At 68.7% G+C, this 18,240-nt stretch carries 18 protein-coding genes and 1 pseudogene; 9 read left to right on the top strand and 10 right to left on the bottom strand.

Going from position 1 to position 18,240, the window contains the following annotated elements:
* Positions 1 to 22: 22 nt before the first annotated feature.
* The 5 genes from ACSFBM_RS32160 to ACSFBM_RS32140 all read left to right on the top strand — a co-directional run bounded on the left by ACSFBM_RS32160 (position 23) and on the right by ACSFBM_RS32140 (position 5,018).
* On the top strand, positions 23 to 1,468 hold the full coding sequence (locus ACSFBM_RS32160) for a nicotinate phosphoribosyltransferase (RefSeq protein WP_435488015.1): 1,446 nt from the start codon (positions 23 to 25) through the stop codon (positions 1,466 to 1,468).
* 133 nt (positions 1,469 to 1,601) lie between these two features.
* On the top strand, positions 1,602 to 2,756 hold the full coding sequence (locus ACSFBM_RS32155; protein ID WP_435488014.1) for an MGDG synthase family glycosyltransferase: 1,155 nt from the start codon (positions 1,602 to 1,604) through the stop codon (positions 2,754 to 2,756).
* Entirely contained in the window at positions 2,753 to 3,244 is a 492-nt protein-coding gene (locus ACSFBM_RS32150; RefSeq protein WP_435488013.1) for a hypothetical protein, read from the top strand. The genes ACSFBM_RS32155 and ACSFBM_RS32150 overlap by 4 nt, the downstream gene beginning before the upstream one ends.
* Entirely contained in the window at positions 3,241 to 3,801 is a 561-nt protein-coding gene (locus ACSFBM_RS32145; RefSeq protein ID WP_435488012.1) for a dual specificity protein phosphatase family protein, read from the top strand. The genes ACSFBM_RS32150 and ACSFBM_RS32145 overlap by 4 nt, the downstream gene beginning before the upstream one ends.
* Positions 3,802 to 3,887: 86 nt before the next feature.
* A complete protein-coding gene (locus tag ACSFBM_RS32140; RefSeq protein WP_435488011.1) occupies positions 3,888 to 5,018 on the top strand; it encodes a zinc-binding dehydrogenase in 1,131 nt (376 codons plus the stop codon).
* 234 nt (positions 5,019 to 5,252) lie between these two features.
* Here the strand turns inward: ACSFBM_RS32140 and ACSFBM_RS32135 are convergent, their stop codons facing one another.
* Positions 5,253 to 5,744, bottom strand: coding sequence for a hypothetical protein (locus tag ACSFBM_RS32135; RefSeq protein WP_435488010.1), 492 nt, complete (start codon positions 5,742 to 5,744; stop codon positions 5,253 to 5,255).
* Positions 5,745 to 5,855: 111 nt separating this feature from the next.
* On the opposite strand from ACSFBM_RS32135, the gene ACSFBM_RS32130 reads away from it, so the two are divergent.
* Together ACSFBM_RS32130 and ACSFBM_RS32125 are read left to right on the top strand one after the other, a co-directional pair.
* Positions 5,856 to 6,896 (top strand): MerR family transcriptional regulator, encoded by a 1,041-nt coding sequence (locus ACSFBM_RS32130; protein ID WP_435488009.1) that lies wholly within the window; start codon positions 5,856 to 5,858, stop codon positions 6,894 to 6,896.
* 40 nt (positions 6,897 to 6,936) lie between these two features.
* Positions 6,937 to 8,379: a carotenoid oxygenase family protein gene (locus ACSFBM_RS32125; protein WP_435488008.1), complete on the top strand. Its 1,443-nt coding sequence runs from the start codon at positions 6,937 to 6,939 to the stop codon at positions 8,377 to 8,379.
* Positions 8,380 to 8,389: 10 nt separating this feature from the next.
* Here the strand turns inward: ACSFBM_RS32125 and kdpE are convergent, their stop codons facing one another.
* From kdpE to ACSFBM_RS32080, 9 genes are all read right to left on the bottom strand, one after another.
* Positions 8,390 to 9,088, bottom strand: coding sequence for a two-component system response regulator KdpE (gene kdpE, locus ACSFBM_RS32120; RefSeq protein WP_435488007.1), 699 nt, complete (start codon positions 9,086 to 9,088; stop codon positions 8,390 to 8,392).
* Between the two features lie 10 nt (positions 9,089 to 9,098).
* Complete coding sequence (locus ACSFBM_RS32115; protein ID WP_435488006.1) at positions 9,099 to 11,849, bottom strand: DUF4118 domain-containing protein; 2,751 nt, start codon at positions 11,847 to 11,849, stop codon at positions 9,099 to 9,101.
* Positions 11,850 to 11,863: 14 nt separating this feature from the next.
* The gene (locus tag ACSFBM_RS32110) at positions 11,864 to 11,995 is read right to left on the bottom strand and encodes a hypothetical protein (protein ID WP_435437574.1); all 132 of its coding nucleotides are present in this window, start codon (positions 11,993 to 11,995) and stop codon (positions 11,864 to 11,866) included.
* Positions 11,985 to 12,290: a hypothetical protein gene (locus ACSFBM_RS32105; protein ID WP_435488005.1), complete on the bottom strand. Its 306-nt coding sequence runs from the start codon at positions 12,288 to 12,290 to the stop codon at positions 11,985 to 11,987. Before ACSFBM_RS32105 ends, ACSFBM_RS32110 begins: the two co-directional genes overlap by 11 nt.
* Positions 12,291 to 12,357: 67 nt before the next feature.
* Positions 12,358 to 12,957 carry a potassium-transporting ATPase subunit KdpC gene (gene kdpC, locus ACSFBM_RS32100; protein WP_435488004.1) on the bottom strand — a complete coding sequence of 200 codons (600 nt, stop codon included), beginning with the start codon at positions 12,955 to 12,957 and terminating at the stop codon, positions 12,358 to 12,360.
* 13 nt (positions 12,958 to 12,970) lie between these two features.
* The gene (gene kdpB, locus ACSFBM_RS32095) at positions 12,971 to 15,070 is read right to left on the bottom strand and encodes a potassium-transporting ATPase subunit KdpB (protein WP_435488003.1); all 2,100 of its coding nucleotides are present in this window, start codon (positions 15,068 to 15,070) and stop codon (positions 12,971 to 12,973) included.
* Between the two features lie 13 nt (positions 15,071 to 15,083).
* A complete protein-coding gene (kdpA, locus tag ACSFBM_RS32090) occupies positions 15,084 to 16,883 on the bottom strand; it encodes a potassium-transporting ATPase subunit KdpA (RefSeq protein ID WP_435488002.1) in 1,800 nt (599 codons plus the stop codon).
* Position 16,884: 1 nt separating this feature from the next.
* Positions 16,885 to 16,983: a K(+)-transporting ATPase subunit F gene (kdpF, locus tag ACSFBM_RS32085; RefSeq protein ID WP_093243136.1), complete on the bottom strand. Its 99-nt coding sequence runs from the start codon at positions 16,981 to 16,983 to the stop codon at positions 16,885 to 16,887.
* Positions 16,980 to 17,123: a hypothetical protein gene (locus ACSFBM_RS32080; protein WP_435488001.1), complete on the bottom strand. Its 144-nt coding sequence runs from the start codon at positions 17,121 to 17,123 to the stop codon at positions 16,980 to 16,982. The genes kdpF and ACSFBM_RS32080 overlap by 4 nt, the downstream gene beginning before the upstream one ends.
* A 211-nt stretch (positions 17,124 to 17,334) precedes the next feature.
* Here ACSFBM_RS32080 and ACSFBM_RS32075 point away from each other — a divergent pair, with 211 nt between their 5' ends.
* Both ACSFBM_RS32075 and ACSFBM_RS32070 read left to right on the top strand, forming a co-directional pair.
* Positions 17,335 to 18,024 (top strand): helix-turn-helix transcriptional regulator, encoded by a 690-nt coding sequence (locus tag ACSFBM_RS32075; protein ID WP_435488000.1) that lies wholly within the window; start codon positions 17,335 to 17,337, stop codon positions 18,022 to 18,024.
* 38 nt (positions 18,025 to 18,062) lie between these two features.
* A pseudogene (locus tag ACSFBM_RS32070) lies at positions 18,063 to 18,240 on the top strand (superoxide dismutase [Fe]); the annotation flags it as partial.

Here is an 18,240-nt window from a genome sequence, read left to right as displayed (position 1 = left end):
ACAGTGAAAGGAGCTTTCACACATGAACCGCAATCTCACCTCCACACCCCTGGGCAACAACCTCCTGCTTCGCACCGACTCCTACAAGGTGTCGCACTGGATGCAGTACCCCCCCGGCACGCAGACGGTGTACAGCTACATCGAGTCGCGCGGCGGCATCTTCAGCCACTCGCTCTTCTTCGGACTGCAGGCCTACCTGCGCGAATACCTGCAGACGCCGGTGACGCTCGAAGACGTCGAAGAGGCCGCCGCACTCATGGCGGTGCACGGCGAGCCCTTCAACCGCGAAGGCTGGCTGCGGCTGATCGAGAAGCACGGCGGGCTGATGCCGGTGCGCATCCGCGCGGTGCCCGAGGGCAGCGTGACGCCGGTGCACAACGTGCTCGCGACCATCGAGAACACCGACCCCGAGTTCTTCTGGGTCACGAGCTTTCTCGAGACGGAGCTGCTGCGCGCCATCTGGTACCCGACCACGGTGGCCACGCTGTCGGCCGCGGCACGCACCACGCTGCTGCGCTACCTGGAAGCGACCTGCGACGACCCGCAAGGGCAGATCGCGTTCAGGCTGCACGACTTCGGCGCGCGCGGTGTGTCGAGCCTGGAATCGGCCGCGCTCGGCGGCATGGCCCACCTTGTCAACTTCATGGGCACCGACACGCTGGCCGCATTGGTCGCGGCGCGCCGTTACTACGACTGCGACGTGGCGGGCTTCTCGATTCCCGCGGCCGAGCACAGCACGATCACGGGCTGGGGCCGCGACCATGAAGCCGATGCCTACAGCAACATGATCGACCAGTTCGGCAAGCCGGGCGCCACGTTTGCGGTGGTGAGCGACAGCTACGACATCTTCAATGCCTGCGCGCGCATCTGGGGCGGCGAGCTGAAGGCGAAGGTGGTGGCCTCGGGTTCGACCCTGGTGGTGCGGCCCGACTCGGGCGACCCGGCGGAAACGACGCTGAAGGTGGCGCGGATCCTGGCCGATCGTTTCGGCACCACGACCAACGCCAAGGGTTTTCGGGTGCTGAACAATGTGCGCATCATCCAGGGCGACGGGGTGAATCTGGATTCGCTGCGGCTGTGCCTGTCGAACTTTTTCCACAACGGGTTCTCGACGGAGAACATCTCCTTCGGCATGGGCGGCGGGCTGCTGCAGCAGGTCAACCGGGACACCATGCAGTGGGCAATGAAGTGCTCGGCCATGCAGGTGAACGGCGAGTGGCGCGACGTGTACAAGTCGCCGGTGGGCGATGTGAGCAAGGCCTCGAAGAAGGGGCGGCTGGCGCTGGTGCGCGGTGCGGGCGGTGTCGAGACCACGGTGCGTGAAGAGGCACTTTCGCCGGGGCAGGTCGACCTTCTTCAGACGGTGTTCGAGAACGGGCGCATTGTCGAGAACACCAGCTTCGAGGCCATTCGGGCAAGGGCTGCGGAAGGGGTGAATCAGTTCGTCACCTCGCGCGCGCCGCTCTGAGGCCCACACAGCTGTCCGGGGCGGGTGCACAGGCCGCCGGTTTGCGGCCGATCAACCACCGCCGCTCACGACGCTCACGTGTCGGCGTGAGTGCCACATGCCATGGCCATAATCCCCGCAACTCCCGGAATTCATGACCAAACTCCTGATCCTCAGCGTGAGCGCCGGCAACGGCCACGTGCGTGCAGCACAGGCGCTTGCCGCCACCGCCCAGACCCTTTCCCCGCCCTGCACGGCGGTCCACATCGACGCCATGGCCCACGTGGCCGGCGGCTTTCGCAAGGTGTACACGGACTGGTACATCCAGCTCGTGAACCGCGCCCCCGACCTCTGGTCTTACCTGCACCAGCGCACCGACAGCACACCGCACCACGCGCCATCGCAGCGCCTGCGCCGTGGCATCGAGCGCCTCAGCACCGGGGCGCTGGTGAAGGAAATTCGCCGCGAGCAACCCGATGCCGTCATCTGCACGCACTTCCTGCCGGCCGAACTGCTGATGCGCGAACGCAACCGCGGGCGCATCGACTACCCGGTGTGGCTGCAGATCACCGACTACGACCTGCACAACATGTGGCTGGTGCCAGGCATGACGGGCTACCTCGCGGCAACCGAAGAGGTCGCGTTTCGGCTGCGGGCGCGCGGCATTCCGGCGGACCGCATCCATGTGACGGGCATCCCGGTGATGCCCGCGTTCTCCGAGCCCGAGGTGCCGGCACTGGCGCGCAACGCCTGCGTGGCGGAACTCGGCCTCGACCCCGCTCGGCCGGTGCTGCTGATGGCCTCGGGCGGCGCGGGCGTGGGCGACCTGGCCAGCATGGTCGAACGTGTGCTCGGCCTGGGAAGCGACGGCAACTTCCAGGTGATCGCGGTGGCGGGCCGCAACGTGGAGACCCACGGCAGGCTCGAAGCGCTGGCCAGGCGCTACCCGGGCCGCGTGGTGGCCATCGGCTTCACCAACGAGATGCACAAGCTCATGGCCGCAGCAGACGTGGTCGTGACCAAGCCCGGCGGGCTCACGGTGTCCGAATGCCTGGCACTGGGCAAGCCGATGCTGCTGATCTCGCCCATTCCCGGGCAGGAAGAACACAACGCCGGCTTCCTGATGGAAGAAGGCGCGGCCTGGCTCGCGTACGACGCCATCGGCCTGGACTACAAGGTCGCGCGGCTGATGGCCGACCCGGCCAAGCTCGCGGCCATGGCCGCGCGCAGCCGCGCGCTGGGCAAGCCGCAGGCCGCGCGCGCGGTGCTGCAGCATGTGCTGGGCGCCACGACGGGAACCGCAGCATGAACGGCACCGTCGAAAAGACCGGCGTCGGCCGCACGCTCGGCTATCTCGCCTGGGTGGTCGTCATGGCCTTCTTCTTCGCCAACGCCGAGATCCAGATCGAAGGCGGCGCAGGCTGGGCCACCTCGCTGCCCACTTGGCGCATCGAGAACAGCATCTGGCTCGACCTGTTCTGGGGCGGCCGCGCCATGACGGGCTACCACGCGTGGGTGTTCACCTTCATGGCGCTGGTGTTCTTTTCGCCATTGGCCTTCAACGGCCGCTGGACGTGGCGCAACGTGGGGCTGGCAGTGGCGGGCCTCATCGTGTTCTGGGTCTGCGAAGACTTCCTGTGGTTCCTCATCAACCCGGCCTTCGGCTGGGCGCGCTTCAACCCGGTCGATGCGTTCTGGCACAAGCACTGGCTGTGGGGCGCACCGGTCGACTACTGGGGCGGGCTGGCGGTGGCGCTGGTGATACTGGCCGTGCGGCACTGGCGGCGCAAGCCATGAGCAGGACACGCAAGCCCGACGACAAGCACGCCGTCACCCCGCGCCCCGGCCACTGGGCCGACGCACTGGACGAACTGCAGGTCGAGAACCTGCACCGCATCACGCCCACGCTGTACCGCAGCGCGCAGCCGCGGCGCGCCGACATGGCGGCACTGCAGCAGCTCGGCATTCGCACGGTGGTGAGCCTGCGTTCGTTCAACGACGACAAGAAGGTGTTCGCAGGCTCCGGCATCCGCCTGGTGCGCGTGCCGATCAACACCTGGTCCATCGACGACGCCAAGGTGCTGCGCGCGCTCACGGCCATTCGCGAGGCGCAGAAGCACGGCCCGGTGCTCATCCACTGCATGCACGGCGCCGACCGCACCGGCGTGGTGGCGGCGGTGTACCGCATGGCGGTGCAGGACTGGGACAAGGAGAGCGCACGCCACGAGATGCTGCGCGGCGGCTACGGCTACCACACGCTGTGGCGCAACATTCCGCGCTACATCGAGCGGCTCGACCCCGTCAAGATGCGCCATGCGCTGGCCCATGCCCCGGTGATTCCCGTGGTGTCCTGAAGGCGCCTGCGGTTTTCGCACCCCGCTCCTATACTGGCCGCCCCGTGGCCACAGGCCATCTCCGAACCCCTGCAAAGGCTTCCTCCATGGCACTGCAAATCCGCTCCCTCGTTCGCGCCAACGGCGAACTCGAACTCTCGCTGCACGACGACCCCATTCCCGAACCGCAGGCCCACGAAGTGGTGATCCGCGTGGAGGCGTCGCCGTTGAATCCGTCCGACCTGGGCCTGCTGTTCGGCGCGGCCGACATGGGCACCGCCAAGGCCTCGGGCACGCCCGATCGCCCGGTCGTGACCGCCACCGTACCCGAACGCGCCCGGCCCGCCATGGCCGCGCGGCTCGACGAGTCGATGCCCGTGGGCAACGAGGGCGCGGGCGTGGTGGTCAAGGCCGGTGCGTCGCCGGCCGCGCAGGCGCTGCTGGGCAAGACCGTGGCGGCCATCGGCGGCGCGATGTACTCGCAGTACCGCTGCCTCGCCGCCGCGCAATGCATGGTGTTGCCCGAGGGCACGACGCCGGCCGAAGGCGCGTCGTGCTTCGTCAACCCGCTCACGTCGCTGAGCATGGTGGAGACCATGCGCATGGAGGGCCACAAGGCGCTGGTGCACACGGCGGCCGCGTCCAACCTGGGGCAGATGCTCAACAAGATCTGCCAGAAGGACGGCATCGCGCTGGTGAACATCGTGCGCAAGCAGGAGCAGGAAGACCTGCTGCGCGGACTGGGCGCGAAGTACGTGTGCAACGCGAGCTCGCCCACGTTCCTTGAAGACCTGACGCAGGCGCTGGTGGAGACCGGCGCAACCCTGGCCTTCGACGCGACCGGCGGCGGCAAGCTGGCGGGGCAGATCCTCGGCTGCATGGAAGCGGCGCTCAACCGCACCGCCAAGGAATACAGCCGCTACGGCTCGGCCACGCACAAGCAGGTGTACATCTACGGCGGCCTGGACCGCAGCCCGACGGAGTTCGTGCGCAACTTCGGCATGGCGTGGGGCATGGGCGGGTGGTTGCTGTTCCCGTTCCTCGGCAAGCTCGGCGATGAAGGCACGCAGCGCTTGAAGGCGCGCGTCGTGGCTGAATTGAAGACGACGTTCGCGAGCAAGTACACGCGCGAGGTGTCGCTGGTGGAGATGCTGCAGCTCGACGCGATCGGGGTGTATGGCAAGCAGGCGACGGGGGAGAAGTTCTTGCTGAATCCGAACAAAGGCATTGCGGCCTGACTCTCGGGCTTGCGTGCGGGACGCTCTTTTTGGGGCGCTGCTGTTCAGGACACGATCACGCCGACGCGGTCATTGATCGCGGTTCACCAGGTGCGTGCCCAGGTGAACAGGGCGTCGTGTGCTTCCCGCAGCGAACTGAAGGAGAAAAGGGCGAAGCCCCGGGGGACATTCGCGGAGGGAAGTACCCGGCGGCCTGTTCACTCGCCCTGAACCCGGATTCCCGGACGCAAGCGGCTACTCCAGCACAAGCCGCCCACTGTGCACCTTCACGTCCTTGCGCATAGAGCCGAACCGAGGATGGGCAAGCCACGTCAACGAAAGGCTGCCCGGTACGTCAAGGCGCCCCAGTCGCTCGCGCAGCGACGCCCCCCTGTCGTCATCGAGTTCGATCGTTTTGAGACAGCTCTGAACAAGCAGGCTGTCCCGCTCCACCATCCGCAACGACGGCTTCGACACCTCGACGAGCCGCAGAGTGTCTTCCGTCCCCGCGCCGCAGTAACCCGCGTCTCGGTTGCGGCGTGAGGGCTGCTGCGTGACAAGGTAGAGGTACGTCCGGCCGTCCTGCGCGAAGGTCTTCGCGCCGACGATGAACGCGTCGTCGGATGCGGCAACGGCGCGCTTCAGGGTGGGAGTCCAGGTCGCCTCCACCGCAGGCAACGGCGCGGCGTGAAGGGCCGTGCCGAACAGCGCAACGAGCGCGACAAGGTGATTCGTCTTCGGGTGCATGTCGCCAATTGTCGCCACGCGGACACGATGCCGACTCGCCAAAACGCTTGACCCTCTCGCTACGTCACGCCCTAGGATGCCTTCAACTTGAAGAGAGAGGAGAGGGAAGGCATGTTTCTGAAGATCGGCGAACTCGCCCGGCGCGTCGGGCTGACGGTGCGTGCGCTGCGGCACTACGAAGACATCGGCCTGCTGGTGCCGTCGCACAGGTCCAGCGGTGGCTATCGCCTGTACGACCGCAAGGACGTGGCGCGGCTCTATCGCATCCAGGCGCTACGGCGGCTCGACCTGTCGCTGGCCGAAATACAGCGCCTGCTCGACGATGCCACCAGCGGGCTGTCGGACATCGTCGCGCAGCAGGTTGCGCAACTCGACCGCGAGATCCGCCAGGCCTCGGCGCTGCGCGCGCACCTGTTGGCCATGCAGCGCCAGTTGCAGGCCAGCGAAGAGCCCGGGCTCGACGACTGGCTGCTGGCGCTCGAAAGCATGGTCGCGGGGGCAAAGTACTTCAGCGACGACGAGCTGCACACGCTCGGCGCACCGCACGGCGATGCCGCCGATGCCACCGCACGCGAGCGCGCCGCGCTGGCGGCGTCGCTGCGCGAGTTGGTCACGGCCGGCGCCTCACCTGAAAGCCCGCAGGCCCAGGCCCTGGCGCAACACTGGATCGACATGCTGCTCAAGGAGGCGGGCGGCGACGAACGCCTGCTGATCAAGCTGTACACGATGCACTGGAACGAGCCGTCGCTGCATGCGCTGACCGGTGTGGACCAGGCCGGCATCCGGTACATCTCGCATGCGATGGCGTATGCACGCGTCGCGCTCTACGCACCCCATTGCAATGCCGACGACATGGCCACGCTGCGCCAGCACTACGTTGCGCAGACCGACGCGTGGCCGCCGCTCATCGCCGAAATTCGGCAACAGATGCTGGCCGATGCGCCCACCGACAGTGCGCAGATGCGTGCGCTCGCGTTGCGGTGGCGCGCGCTGTCGCTGGCCAAGGCGGGCGGTGACGCGGCGCTCGACGCCCGCTTGCAGCACGCCTTTCGCACCGATCCGGCCTTGCGCGTCGGCTCGGGCATCGACACGCCGCTGACCGCCTATGTCCAGCAGGCGATCGCCCGGCTCGACGACCCAATCAACCCCTGAGCGCATCCGCAAGGCCCACGTGAACCCCAAAACTCAGTCGATGAAAACGACGCAGACGAACCCGCATTTCTTCACCGGCAACTACGCGCCACTCGCCGAGGAGCACGACCTCGAGGCGCTCCGCATCGAAGGCACGTTGCCATCCGGTCTCTCGGGCAGCCTCTACCGCGTGGGCCCGAACCCGCAATACGCGCCGCGCGACAACCACTACCACTGGTTCTCCGGCGACGGCATGGTGCACGCGTTCCACATCGACGCAGGCAAGGTGTCTTACCGCAACCGCTGGGCGCGCACGCCGAAATGGCAGCTCGAACACGACGCGGGGCGCGCGCTGTTCGGCACCTTCGGCAACCCCGCCACCAGCGACCCGTCGGCACAGGGCCGCAACGGCGGCACGGCCAACACCAGCATGCTGTGGCACGGCGAGCGGCTGTTCGCGCTCGAGGAATCGCACCAGCCCTTCGAACTCGATGCGCGCACGCTGACGTCCAAGGGGCACCAGGGCTTCGGCGACCGTATCGACTCGCGCTGCACCGCCCACCCGAAGCAAGACCCCGAGAGCGGCGAGTTGCATTTCTTCGCCTACTCGCCCGACGCGCCCTGCTCGCCGACCATGCTCTACGGCGTGATGGACCGGCACTGCAAAGTGACGCAGCGCCAGGCCTTCACCGCGCCGTATGCCAGCATGGCGCACGACTTCATGCTGACGCGGGGGCACGTGCTGTTTCCGGTCACGCCGCTCACGCTCAGCATGGAGCGCGCGATGCGCGGCAAGCCGTTGCTGGCATGGGACGCCAGCCTGCGCACGCACGTGGGCGTGATGCGGCGCGACAGCACGATGCACACGGCGAATGCGGCGCCCACGGTGCGCTGGTTCGACACCGACGCCTGCCACGTGTTCCACGTGATGAACGCCTGGGACGACGGCGACACCATCGTGGCCTACGTGATGCAGTCGGACACGGCCCCTGGTCTGCCCGATGCCGAAGGCCGTCCCGGCGAGCCCGACGCGATGGCGGCACGCCTGTGCCGCTGGACCTTCGACCTGGGCGGTCCTGGCAACACGTTCCGACGCGAATACCTCGACCACCTGGCAGCGGAGTTTCCGCGCATCGATGAGCGCTACACCGGTCGGCACAACCGCTACGGTTTCTACACATGCCACGCCACATCGCGCGCGCGCGACGACAGCGAAAGCGTGCTCTACGACAGCCTGGCGCGCTTCGACTTCGACACCGGCGAACGCACCCTGCACACGTTGCCCCCAGGCGATGTGGTGTCCGAGCCGGTGTTCGTGCCGCGTACGGCGAAAGCGGCCGAGGGCGACGGCTGGCTGCTGGCCGTGGCCTGGCGCGAGCAGCAGCAACGCAGCGACCTGCTGGTGTTCGATGCCGCCGACCTCGCAGCCGGTGCAATTGCGGTGGCCAGGTTGCCGCACCGCGTGCCGTTCGGCTTCCACGGCACCTGGCGGCCCAACGCGTAGCAGCGCCGACCTAGACGACCAGCCGATACCCCACAGCCGTCTCCGTCAACAGATGCCGCGGCTGCGCCGGGTCTGCTTCGAGCTTCTGCCGCAGGTGCCCCATGTAGATGCGCAGGTAGTGGCTCTGGTCGGTGTGCGACGGCCCCCACACCTCGCGCAGCAACTGGCGCTGCGTGAGCACGCGGCCCGCGTTGGTGGCCAACACCGACAGCAGGCGGTATTCGGTCGGCGTGAGATGCACCTCGACGCCTGCGCGGCGCACGATGCGCGCGGACCGGTCCAGCTCGATCTCGCCGAAACGGAACAGCGCCTCGGGCGGCTCTTCGCTGCCGCCGCCTGCGGCACGCGGGCGCCGCAGGTTGGCCCGCACGCGCGCCAGCAGCTCGCCGGTGCCGAAAGGCTTGGTGAGGTAGTCGTCGGCGCCCGCGTCGAGTGCGGCGATCTTGTCGGCCTCGTCGGTGCGGGCCGAGAGCACGATGATCGGCACGGCCGACCAGCCGCGCACATCGCGGATCAGCGACACGCCGTCGCCGTCCGGCAGGCCGAGGTCCAGCACCAGCAGGTCGGGCTGGCGCGTGCCGGCCGCGGCCAGGCCGTCGCGCAGCGTGCCGGCCTCGTGCACCACCCAGCCTTCGGCTTCGAGCGCGCCGCGCACGAACCGGCGGATCTGCGGCTCGTCTTCGATCACGATGGCGGTAGGCGATGGCATGGGGCTGGGTTCAGAGTTGCGCTTCGGCCGACTCGGGCGGCTCGCGGCGGGGCAAGGTGACCGTGAATTCTGCACCGCCGCCGAGCGCGTTGCCGGCGGCGATGTCGCCGCCGTGTGCGCTCACCACCGCCTTGCAGATCGCCAGGCCCAGGCCCACCCCGGGCGTGGCGGACTCGGCCTCGCCGCGCGTGAACTTGTCGAACAGCTTCTGTTCATGACCGAGCAGCGCAGCCGGCAATCCGGGCCCATGGTCGCGCACCGTCAGCACCAGCGTGCCCGGCTCGGCCCGCGCACCGACCACGATGGGGGCAGCGCCGTACTTGGTGGCGTTCTCCAGCAGGTTGACCAGCACGCGCTCGATCAGCACCGCATCGAACTCGACCAGCGGCAGTTCGGGGTCGAGCGCGGTCTGCACGACGATGCTGCCGAGCGAGGTGCGCGCCGCGCGAATGGCCGAGCCCACCACCTCTTCCACCGACTGCCAGTCGCGCCGCAGGTTCACCGCACCGCCCGCAATGCCGCTTTCGAGCCGCGCCATGTCGAGCAGGTTGTTCACCAGCGCATGCAGTTCGTGCGCCTGCGCGACGATGGCGCGTGCGGCGTTGCCGTGCTCCTCGGGCGGCAGGGTCTGCAGCGACTCGGCCAGGGCGATGAGCGCGGTGAGCGGCGTGCGCACGTCGTGCGAGATGGCGCCGAGCAACGCGTTGCGCAGGCGCTCCGACTCCATCTCGACCACCGCCTGCTGCGCCACCTCGACGTAGTGCACGCGCTCCAGGGCGATGGCGATCTGCCGTGCCAGCGTGTCGAGCTGCTGTGCCTGTTCAGGGATGAGCAGCCAGCGCGGTTGCGCGGGCGACAGCGCGAGCACGCCGCGCACGCGCATCGGCGCCTGCAGCGGCACGTAGTGCCAGGGCTGCGCGGCCAGCGTGGCCGTGGCCAGGCCAGCGGGCTGGGCGTGGCGGAAGGCCCAGTCGGCCACCTGCGGATCGAAGCCTTCGGGCGGCTCGGCGGGCAGCAGGAGCTGGTCGGCCGCATCGGTCACCAGCACCAGCGCATGGCCGCCGAAGTGGCCTTGCACCGCGGCGCCGCCGAGCGCGACCACCTGCGAGCTTTCGAGCGCGGCGGAAAGCTCGCGCGTGAGCTCGAACAGCGAGCGCGCGCGCCGCTCGCGGCTGGTCGACACGCCCGCCGCGAAGCGCAGGCCCGCCGTGAGCTGGCCCACCAGCAGGCCGACGCCCAGCATGATCGCGAAGGTCAGCACGTACTGCACGTCGCTGACGGCGAAGGACATGCGCGGCGGCACGAAGAAATAGTCGAAGGCCGCCACGTTGAGCAGCGCGGCCAGGGCCGCCGGCCCGCGCCCGAAGCGCATGGCCACGCCCACCACGCCGAGCAGGAACAGCATGACGATGTTCGACAGCTCCAGCACGCCGGCCAGCGGCGTGCAGACCAGCGTGAGCGCGATGCTGGTGGCGGCGGCCCATGCGTAGGCGGGCCAGTAGGTCGGCGCCTTCTCGTGGTCGTCGCTGTCGATGCGCGCACCCTCCAGGGGTGCGCGCGACAGGCGGCGCGAGCTGTCGACCCGCGCGACTTCCATGATGTCGAGCGCGGGTGCGTGCTTCGCGATCGCGCCCGACAAGGGTTGCGCCGCCGCGGGCCACCAGCGCCGCCAGCCCGTGGCCGGCTCGGAGCGGCCCAGCACCAGCGTCGCGCAGTTGAGCCGGCGCGCCTGTTCGGCCAGCTGCTCCGCGACGTCGGCGCCGGTGAGCACGGCGGTGGCCGCGCCCAGCTCTTCCGCCAGCTTGAGCACGGCCAGGATGCGGTCGCGCTCCGCCGCGGCCAGCCGCTGCAGCCGGGGCGTCTCGACATACGCGGCATGCCAGCGCACGTTGAGCTGGCCCGCCAGCCGCGCCGCGGTGCGCACCGTTTGCGCGGCCCCTTCATGCGGACCGACGCAGGCCAGGATCGCGCCCGATGTGTTCCAGGCCTGCAAGCTGCTGCCCTTGCCGTTCGCGCTGCCTCCGGCGCCCGACTGCTCCACGCGCCAGCCGCGCACATCGTCTTCCACATGCTCGGCCGTGCGGCGCAGCGCGATCTCGCGCAACGCGATGAGGTTGCCCTTGCGGAAGAAGTTCTGCGCGGCGCGCTCGGCCTGCTGCGGCAGGTACACCTTGCCGGCCGCGAGCCGCGCCGTGAGTTCGTCGGGCGTGACGTCGACCAGCACCACCTCGTCGGCCTCGTCGAGCACGGTGTCGGGCACGGTCTCGTGCACGCGCACGCCGGTGATGGCGCCGACCGTGCCGTTCAGGCTCTCCAGGTGCTGCACGTTCAGGGCCGACCACACTTCGATGCCGGCGGCCAGCAGCTCCTGCACGTCCTGCCAGCGCTTGGCATGGCGCGAGCCGGGCGCGTTGGTGTGGGCCAGCTCGTCGACCAGCAGCACGGCGGGCTTGCGGGCCAGCGCGGCGTCCAGGTCGAACTCGGCCAGGGTGCGGCCGCGGTAGGCAAGCTCGCGCAGCGGCAGGGCGTCGAGACCCGTGAGAAGCGCGGCGGTTTCGCTGCGGCCGTGGGTCTCGATCACGCCGATCAGCACGTCGCGCCCGGCCGTGCGCTCGCGCTGCGCGGCGCTCAGCATGGCCCAGGTCTTTCCCACACCGGCACTGGCGCCGAAATAGATGCGCAGCTTGCCGCGCTGCGCGCGCGCCTCGTTGTTGCGCAGTTGCGCAATCAGGGCGTCGGGGTCGGGGCGGTCGTCGTGCATGGGTGGCGCGCAGGTTATCGCATCGGGCGGTCCTTGCGGCGGCCGGCGTGGCGCCGCGCGGTGCGCGAGAGCACCCACCAGGCAAAGCCCAGCGGCACGAACAGCGCCGCCAGGGCCAGCAAGGCCAGCAGCAGGTCAGTGACCATGGCGCAGGCCGCAGCGCGCGAGGTGCTCGCGCCAGCTCACGAGCCGCCCGATCTCGCCGGAGGGCACGCACTCGATAAGGCGGTGCAGCACGTCGGCATAGCGCGCGAGCGGCAGGCGGATCATCAGGCGAACGCAGGGCGCATCGCTTTCCTGCGAGCAGCAGCCGTGCAGCAGCGGCTCGCAGCGCACCACGCCCGCGTCGGGACAGCCGGCGATGCTGCGGCGCACGCGCAGGGCGTCGGCGCAGCAGACGGTGACGTCGAGCACGTAGAACGGGCTGGGGTGGGTGCTCATGGGTGCGTGCGATCGGGGCACGCCAGGGTGTTCTCGGTAAGCGGCATAGGCCATTTCTTGTTTCTCCTCAACGCGGGGCCGAAGGACGGGAAGACGCATCGAGCGCCAGGTTCAGCGCCAGCACGTTGACGCGCGACTCGCCCAGGAAGCCCCACAGCGGGCCCTGCGTGTTGTTCGCGATCAGCGCATTGACCTGATCGACCGGCACGCCGCGCACCCGCGCCACGCGCGCTGCCTGGTACTTCGCGGCGGCCGGGCTGATGTCGGGATCGAGCCCGCTGCCCGAGGTGGTGACCAGGTCGACCGGCACCGGCGCGGTGTTGCCCGGATCGGCGGCGCGCAGCGCCTCGACGCGCCCCTTGACCGCATCGGTCAGCGCCGGGTTCAGCGGGCCCTGGTTGGAGCCGCCCGAGGCGCTGGCGTTGTAGGGCTGCGGCGCGGTGGCCGACGGGCGGCCCCAGAAGTGCTTCGGGTCGCTGAAGTTCTGCCCGATGAGCTTCGAGCCCACGGTGGTGCCGTCGAGCACCACCAGGCTGCCGTCGGCCTGCGCGGGGAACACCGCTTTCGCGGCGCCGGTGACGGCCATCGGGTAGATCAGGCCGGTGAGTGCGCTCATCAGCACGAAAAGCACGAGCGCGGGGCGAACGATATTGCCGTTGTTGTTCATGACGAAGAACTCCTCAGACCAGGTGGACTGCAACGAGCAGCCAGTCGATCAGCTTGATGCCGATGAAGGGAACCAGCAGGCCGCCCAGGCCGTAGATGGCCAGGTTGCGGCGCAGCAGCGCGGCGGCGCCCACGGGCCGGTAGCGCACGCCCTTGAGTGCCAGCGGAATCAGGAACACGATGACCAGCGCGTTGAAGATCACCGCGCTCAGGATGGCCGACGACGGGCTCGCCAGGCGCATCACGTTCAGCGCACCCAGCTGCGGGTAGGTCGACACGAAGATCGCCGGAATGATCGCGAAGTACTTCGCCACGTCGTTCGCAATGGAGAAGGTGGTGAGCGAGCCGCGCGTCATCAGCAGCGCCTTGCCGGTTTCCACCACCTCGAGCAGCTTGGTCGGGTTGGAGTCCAGGTCGACCATGTTGCCGGCTTCCTTGGCGGCCTGCGTGCCGCTGCCCATGGCCACGGCCACGTCGGCCTGCGCGAGCGCGGGAGCGTCGTTGGTGCCGTCGCCGGTCATGGCCACCAGGCGGCCTTCGGCCTGGTACTGGCGGATGAGCGCCAGCTTGTCCTCGGGCGTGGCCTCGGCCAGGAAGTCGTCCACGCCGGCCTCGGCGGCGATGGCGGCGGCCGTGAGCTTGTTGTCGCCGGTGATCATCACCGTCTTGATGCCCATGCGGCGCAGCTCGGCGAAGCGCTCCTTGATGTCGGTCTTGACGATGTCCTTGAGCTCGACCACGCCGAGCACGCGGTTGCCTTCGGCCACGGCCAGCGGCGTGCTGCCGCGGCGCGAGGCTTCCTCGGCGGCGCGCAGCACCTCGGGCGCCATGGTGCCGCCCAGGGCCTCGACGTAGCGGCGCACGGCCTCCACGGCGCCCTTGCGCAGCAGCACGTCGTCGGTGTCCAGGCTGTTCGGTGCGGCCGGCAGGTCGACACCGCTCATGCGGGTCTGCGCGGTGAAGGGCACGAAGCGCGCGCCTTCCACGGCGTTGGCCTCCAGCCCGTCGCGGCGGGCCAGCTCGACGATGCTGCGGCCTTCGGGCGTCTCGTCGGCCAGCGAGGCGAGCATCGCGGCGCGTGCCAGCCGGGCCTTGGTGATGCCGGGTGCGGGCAGGAACGAGGTGGCCTGGCGGTTGCCGTGCGTGATGGTGCCGGTCTTGTCGAGCAGCAGCACGTCGACGTCGCCGGCGGCTTCCACCGCGCGGCCCGAGGTGGCGATCACGTTGGCCTGCATCATGCGGCTCATGCCGGCCACGCCCACGGCCGACAGCAGCCCGCCGATGGTGGTCGGAATCAGGCACACCAGCAGCGCGACCAGCGCGGTGAGCGACACCACGGTGCCCGCGCCGGCGGCCTCCACGCTGAACACCGAGAACGGCAGCAGCGTGACGGTGACCATCAGGAACACCAGCGTCAGCGCCACCAGCAGGATGGTGAGCGCGATCTCGTTGGGCGTCTTCTGGCGCTTGGCGGCCTCGACCATGCCGATCATGCGGTCGAGGAAGGACTCGCCCGGGTTCACCGATACGCGCACCACCAGCCAGTCGGACAGCACGCGGGTGCCGCCGGTGACGGCCGAGAAGTCGCCGCCCGATTCGCGCACCACGGGGGCCGATTCGCCGGTGATGGCGCTTTCGTCGACCGAGGCCACGCCTTCGATGACTTCGCCGTCGAGCGGAACCACGTCGCCGGTCTCGACCAGCACGATGTCGCCCTTGCGCAGGTTGGGCGCCTGTTCAGGCAGCCACTGTGCGCCGTGGTGCGGCTCGGCCAGCTTCTTGGCCCAGGTGTCCTTGCGCAGCCCGCGCAGCGAGGCGGCCTGCGCCTTGCTGCGGCCTTCGGCAAGCGCCTCGGCGAAGTTGGCGAACAGCACGGTGAACCACAGCCACACGGTGATGGCCAGCACGAAGGCGGGCTTCATGCCGGTGTCGCCCGGGAAGCTCAGCGCGTGCACCCAGAGCAGCGTCGTGAGGATGCTCCCGATGTACACGATGAACATCACCGGGTTGCGCCACTGCGTGCGCGGGTTGAGCTTGGCAAAGGCGCCCCACAGGGCGGGCTTGACCAGCGCTGCGTCGAACAGCGAGAGAGATGTCTTGGTAGTCACGGTCATGGTGGGCTCCTTCTTATTTCCAGAGCACCAGGTGTTCGACGATCGGGCCCAGGGCCAGCGCCGGCACATAGTTGAGCAAACCGACCAGCAGCACCGTGCCGATCAGCAAAGAGACGAACAGCGGGCCGTGCGTGGGCAGCGTGCCGCCGGTGACGGGCAGGCGCTTCTTGGCCGCGAGCGAGCCGGCAATGGCGAGCACCGGCACGATCATCGCGAAGCGGCCGAGCCACATGGCCAGCGCGAGCAGGCCGTTGTAGAAGGGCGTGTTGGCCGACAGGCCCGCGAAGGCGCTGCCGTTGTTGTTGGCGGCGGAAGTCAGCGCGTACAGGATCTCGGAGAAGCCGTGCGCGCCGGGGTTCGCGATGCCGGCCTTGCCGGCGCCCGCGACCACCGCCACCGCCGTGCCCGCCAGCACCAGGATGGGCGTGACCAGGATGGCGATGGAGATGAGCTTCATCTCGCGCACCTCGATCTTCTTGCCGAGGTACTCGGGCGTGCGGCCGATCATCAGGCCGGCGATGAACACCGCCAGCATCGCGAAGATCAGCATGCCGTACAGGCCGGAGCCCACGCCGCCGAACACCACCTCGCCGAGCTGCATCAGCACGATCGGCACCATGCCGCCCAGCGGCGTGAGCGAGTCGTGCATCACGTTCACCGCACCGCACGAAGCAGCGGTGGTGATGGCGGCGAAGAGGGCCGAGGCATCGATGCCGAAGCGCACTTCCTTGCCTTCCATGTTGCCGCCGCTCTGCAGCGCGCTGGACACCTGGTCGACGCCCAACGATGCGAACAACGGGTTGCCGGCCTGCTCGGCGGGCGTGATGACCATCACGGCGATGACGAACATGACCGTCATCGCGGCGAGCACGGCCCAGCCCTGGCGCATGTCGCCCACCACGCGGCCGAAGGTGAAGCACAGCGCGGCCGGGATCAGGAAGATCGCGATCATCTGCAGCAGGTTCACCAGCGCGTTCGGGTTCTCGTAGGGGTGCGCCGAGTTGGCGTTGAAGAAGCCGCCACCGTTGGTGCCGAGCATCTTGATGGCTTCCTGCGAAGCGACCGGGCCCATGGCCAGGGTCTGCGTGGCGGTGGTGGCGTCTTCCATCACCGGCTGGCCCTTGTCGTCCTTCAGCGGCTGGCCGTCGGGGCCGTTCTTCGGTTGCTGGAAGGCGGTGGTCTCCAGCGTGTTCACCGTCTTGTAGGCGTCGAAGTTCTGAATGACGCCCTGGCCCGCGAAGACCATGGCGATGACGAACGAGATCGGCAGCAGCACCCACAGCGTGATGCGCGTGATGTCGGCCCAGAAGTTGCCCACCAGGCCCTTGCCGTCACCCCTGCGCGCGAAGCCGCGCACCAGCGCGAAAGCCACCGCGATGCCGGTCGCGGCGGACATGAAGTTCTGCACCGTGAGCCCGAGCATCTGCGTGAGATAGCTCATGGTGGACTCGCCGGCGTAACCCTGCCAGTTGGTGTTGCTCACGAAGCTCACCGCGGTGTTGAAGGCCGAGTCGGGCGACACGGCGGTCATGCCCGCGGGGTTCAGCGGCAGCCAGCCCTGCAGGCGTTGCAGCGCATACAGGAAGATCGCGCCGATGGCGTTGAAGGCCAGCAGCGCGAGCGCGTAGCGCAGCCAGTGCATCGACTGCTCGGGCTTCGTGCCCGCGAGCTTGTAGAGCGGCGCCTCGACGCGATGCATCCAGCGCGGCAGGCGCTCGTTGCACATCGCGGCAAGGAATTTGCCGACGGGCCAGGCGAGCACGCCCAGCACCGCGAGAAAGAGGGCCAGCAGGCCCCAGGCGGAGGCGGTCATGTCAGAACTCCTCCGCGCAGATCAGCGCGAACACGAGGTAGGCGAAGAGGATCACGGCGATCAGGGCGCCGAAGCCGTACAGGACTTCGAGGCTGATCACGATGCGGCTCCGTCAACGGCGTCAGACGCGTTCAGCGCCTTCGATGGGTTCTTCGGTGCGTCGAGCCTGTTCAGCCCGACCACCATGGCCCCCACCACGGCCCACAGCGCCAGCAAGGCGCCCATCCAGACGATGTCCATTCAATTGCTCCTGGAGCGAAACACAAGGCCTTCAGTCTCGGGATCGGTGCGTAAAAACGGGGAACAGAGTCGGCGGGGCCGCATAAAGAAAGCGTAAAAACGCGCGGTCGGATGGCCCCTTCGCGACCGGGGCATTGCGGCGCCGCTCTCGACAGTGCGGCCGGCGCCGCCTAATAATCAAAGCAGTTGCCTGATAAATGGCAATCCGCTCATGCACACACGCCCCACGAAACCGACCGTGCCCGCCTGGCAGCCGCACCAGCCGGCAGACCGCATCCTCTCCACGCTCAAGACGCGCGGCGCGCTCGGCATTCCCGACATCGCCAAGGTGCTGAACGTGACGGTGGAGGCGGTGCGCCAGCAGATGAGCAAGCTCGAGGCCGAAGCCCTGGTCGACGCCGAGAGCCACTCCAGCGGGCGCGGGCGGCCCACGCAGATCTGGCGGCTCACCGGGGAAGGCCACAAGCGCTTTCCCGACACCCACGCCGAGATGACGGTGCAGATGATCAGCGCCGTCATCAGCGTGTTCGGCGAGAAGGGCATGGAGCAGCTCATCGGCGCGCGCGAGGCCGCCATGCGCGCCAGCTACACCGAGGCGATGCGCGGCGCGCGCAGCCTGAAGACGCGGCTGGAGCGGCTGGCGGAAATTCGCAGCCGCGAGGGCTACATGGCCGAGTTCCGGCCGGAGGAAGATGGCCAGGGCTTTCTCTTCATCGAGAACCATTGCCCCATCTGCACCGCGGCACAGGCCTGCACGGGTTTTTGCCGCAGTGAACTGCAACTCTTCGACGAAGTGCTGGGGTCGGACGTGACCGTCAGCCGCGTCGAGCATGTCCTGGCGGGCGCGCGGCGGTGCGCCTACCGGGTCGAACCGAAGGCGAACGCGCCCGACCCTGCGTGAACGCCGAATCCGCTTTCAACAACCACGAAGGAACCACGATGGAACACAAGCTCCCACCCCTGCCCTACGCGCTCGACGCCCTGGCACCCGAGTACTCGCAGGAAACCCTCGAGTACCACTACGGCAAGCACCACAACGCTTACGTGGTGAACCTCAACAACCTGCAAAAGGGCACCGAGTTCGAAGCCCTGACGCTGGAAGAGATCGTGAAGAAGG

It is taken from the genome of Variovorax pasteuri, from assembly GCF_051216435.1.
Lineage (GTDB): Bacteria > Pseudomonadota > Gammaproteobacteria > Burkholderiales > Burkholderiaceae_C > Variovorax.
Note: the sequence above shows the minus strand (reverse complement) of the source record. Positions and strands in the feature narration are given on the sequence as shown.

What these genes read in the sequence shown, in the direction of transcription:
- ACSFBM_RS32130 (WP_435488009.1), top strand. Translation starts at nt 5,856, where the DNA reads ATGTTTCTGAAGATCGGCGAACTCGCCCGGCGCGTCGGGCTGACGGTG.
- ACSFBM_RS32160 (WP_435488015.1), top strand. Translation starts at nt 23, where the DNA reads ATGAACCGCAATCTCACCTCCACACCCCTGGGCAACAACCTCCTGCTT.
- ACSFBM_RS32105 (WP_435488005.1), bottom strand. Translation starts at nt 12,290, where the DNA reads ATGAGCACCCACCCCAGCCCGTTCTACGTGCTCGACGTCACCGTCTGC.
- ACSFBM_RS32115 (WP_435488006.1), bottom strand. Translation starts at nt 11,849, where the DNA reads ATGCACGACGACCGCCCCGACCCCGACGCCCTGATTGCGCAACTGCGC.
- kdpA (WP_435488002.1), bottom strand. Translation starts at nt 16,883, where the DNA reads ATGACCGCCTCCGCCTGGGGCCTGCTGGCCCTCTTTCTCGCGGTGCTG.
- ACSFBM_RS32080 (WP_435488001.1), bottom strand. Translation starts at nt 17,123, where the DNA reads ATGGACATCGTCTGGATGGGCGCCTTGCTGGCGCTGTGGGCCGTGGTG.
- kdpB (WP_435488003.1), bottom strand. Translation starts at nt 15,070, where the DNA reads ATGACCGTGACTACCAAGACATCTCTCTCGCTGTTCGACGCAGCGCTG.
- ACSFBM_RS32125 (WP_435488008.1), top strand. Translation starts at nt 6,937, where the DNA reads ATGAAAACGACGCAGACGAACCCGCATTTCTTCACCGGCAACTACGCG.
- kdpC (WP_435488004.1), bottom strand. Translation starts at nt 12,957, where the DNA reads ATGAACAACAACGGCAATATCGTTCGCCCCGCGCTCGTGCTTTTCGTG.
- ACSFBM_RS32135 (WP_435488010.1), bottom strand. Translation starts at nt 5,744, where the DNA reads ATGCACCCGAAGACGAATCACCTTGTCGCGCTCGTTGCGCTGTTCGGC.
- ACSFBM_RS32075 (WP_435488000.1), top strand. Translation starts at nt 17,335, where the DNA reads ATGCACACACGCCCCACGAAACCGACCGTGCCCGCCTGGCAGCCGCAC.
- ACSFBM_RS32155 (WP_435488014.1), top strand. Translation starts at nt 1,602, where the DNA reads ATGACCAAACTCCTGATCCTCAGCGTGAGCGCCGGCAACGGCCACGTG.
- ACSFBM_RS32150 (WP_435488013.1), top strand. Translation starts at nt 2,753, where the DNA reads ATGAACGGCACCGTCGAAAAGACCGGCGTCGGCCGCACGCTCGGCTAT.
- ACSFBM_RS32110 (WP_435437574.1), bottom strand. Translation starts at nt 11,995, where the DNA reads ATGGTCACTGACCTGCTGCTGGCCTTGCTGGCCCTGGCGGCGCTGTTC.
- ACSFBM_RS32145 (WP_435488012.1), top strand. Translation starts at nt 3,241, where the DNA reads ATGAGCAGGACACGCAAGCCCGACGACAAGCACGCCGTCACCCCGCGC.
- kdpE (WP_435488007.1), bottom strand. Translation starts at nt 9,088, where the DNA reads ATGCCATCGCCTACCGCCATCGTGATCGAAGACGAGCCGCAGATCCGC.
- ACSFBM_RS32140 (WP_435488011.1), top strand. Translation starts at nt 3,888, where the DNA reads ATGGCACTGCAAATCCGCTCCCTCGTTCGCGCCAACGGCGAACTCGAA.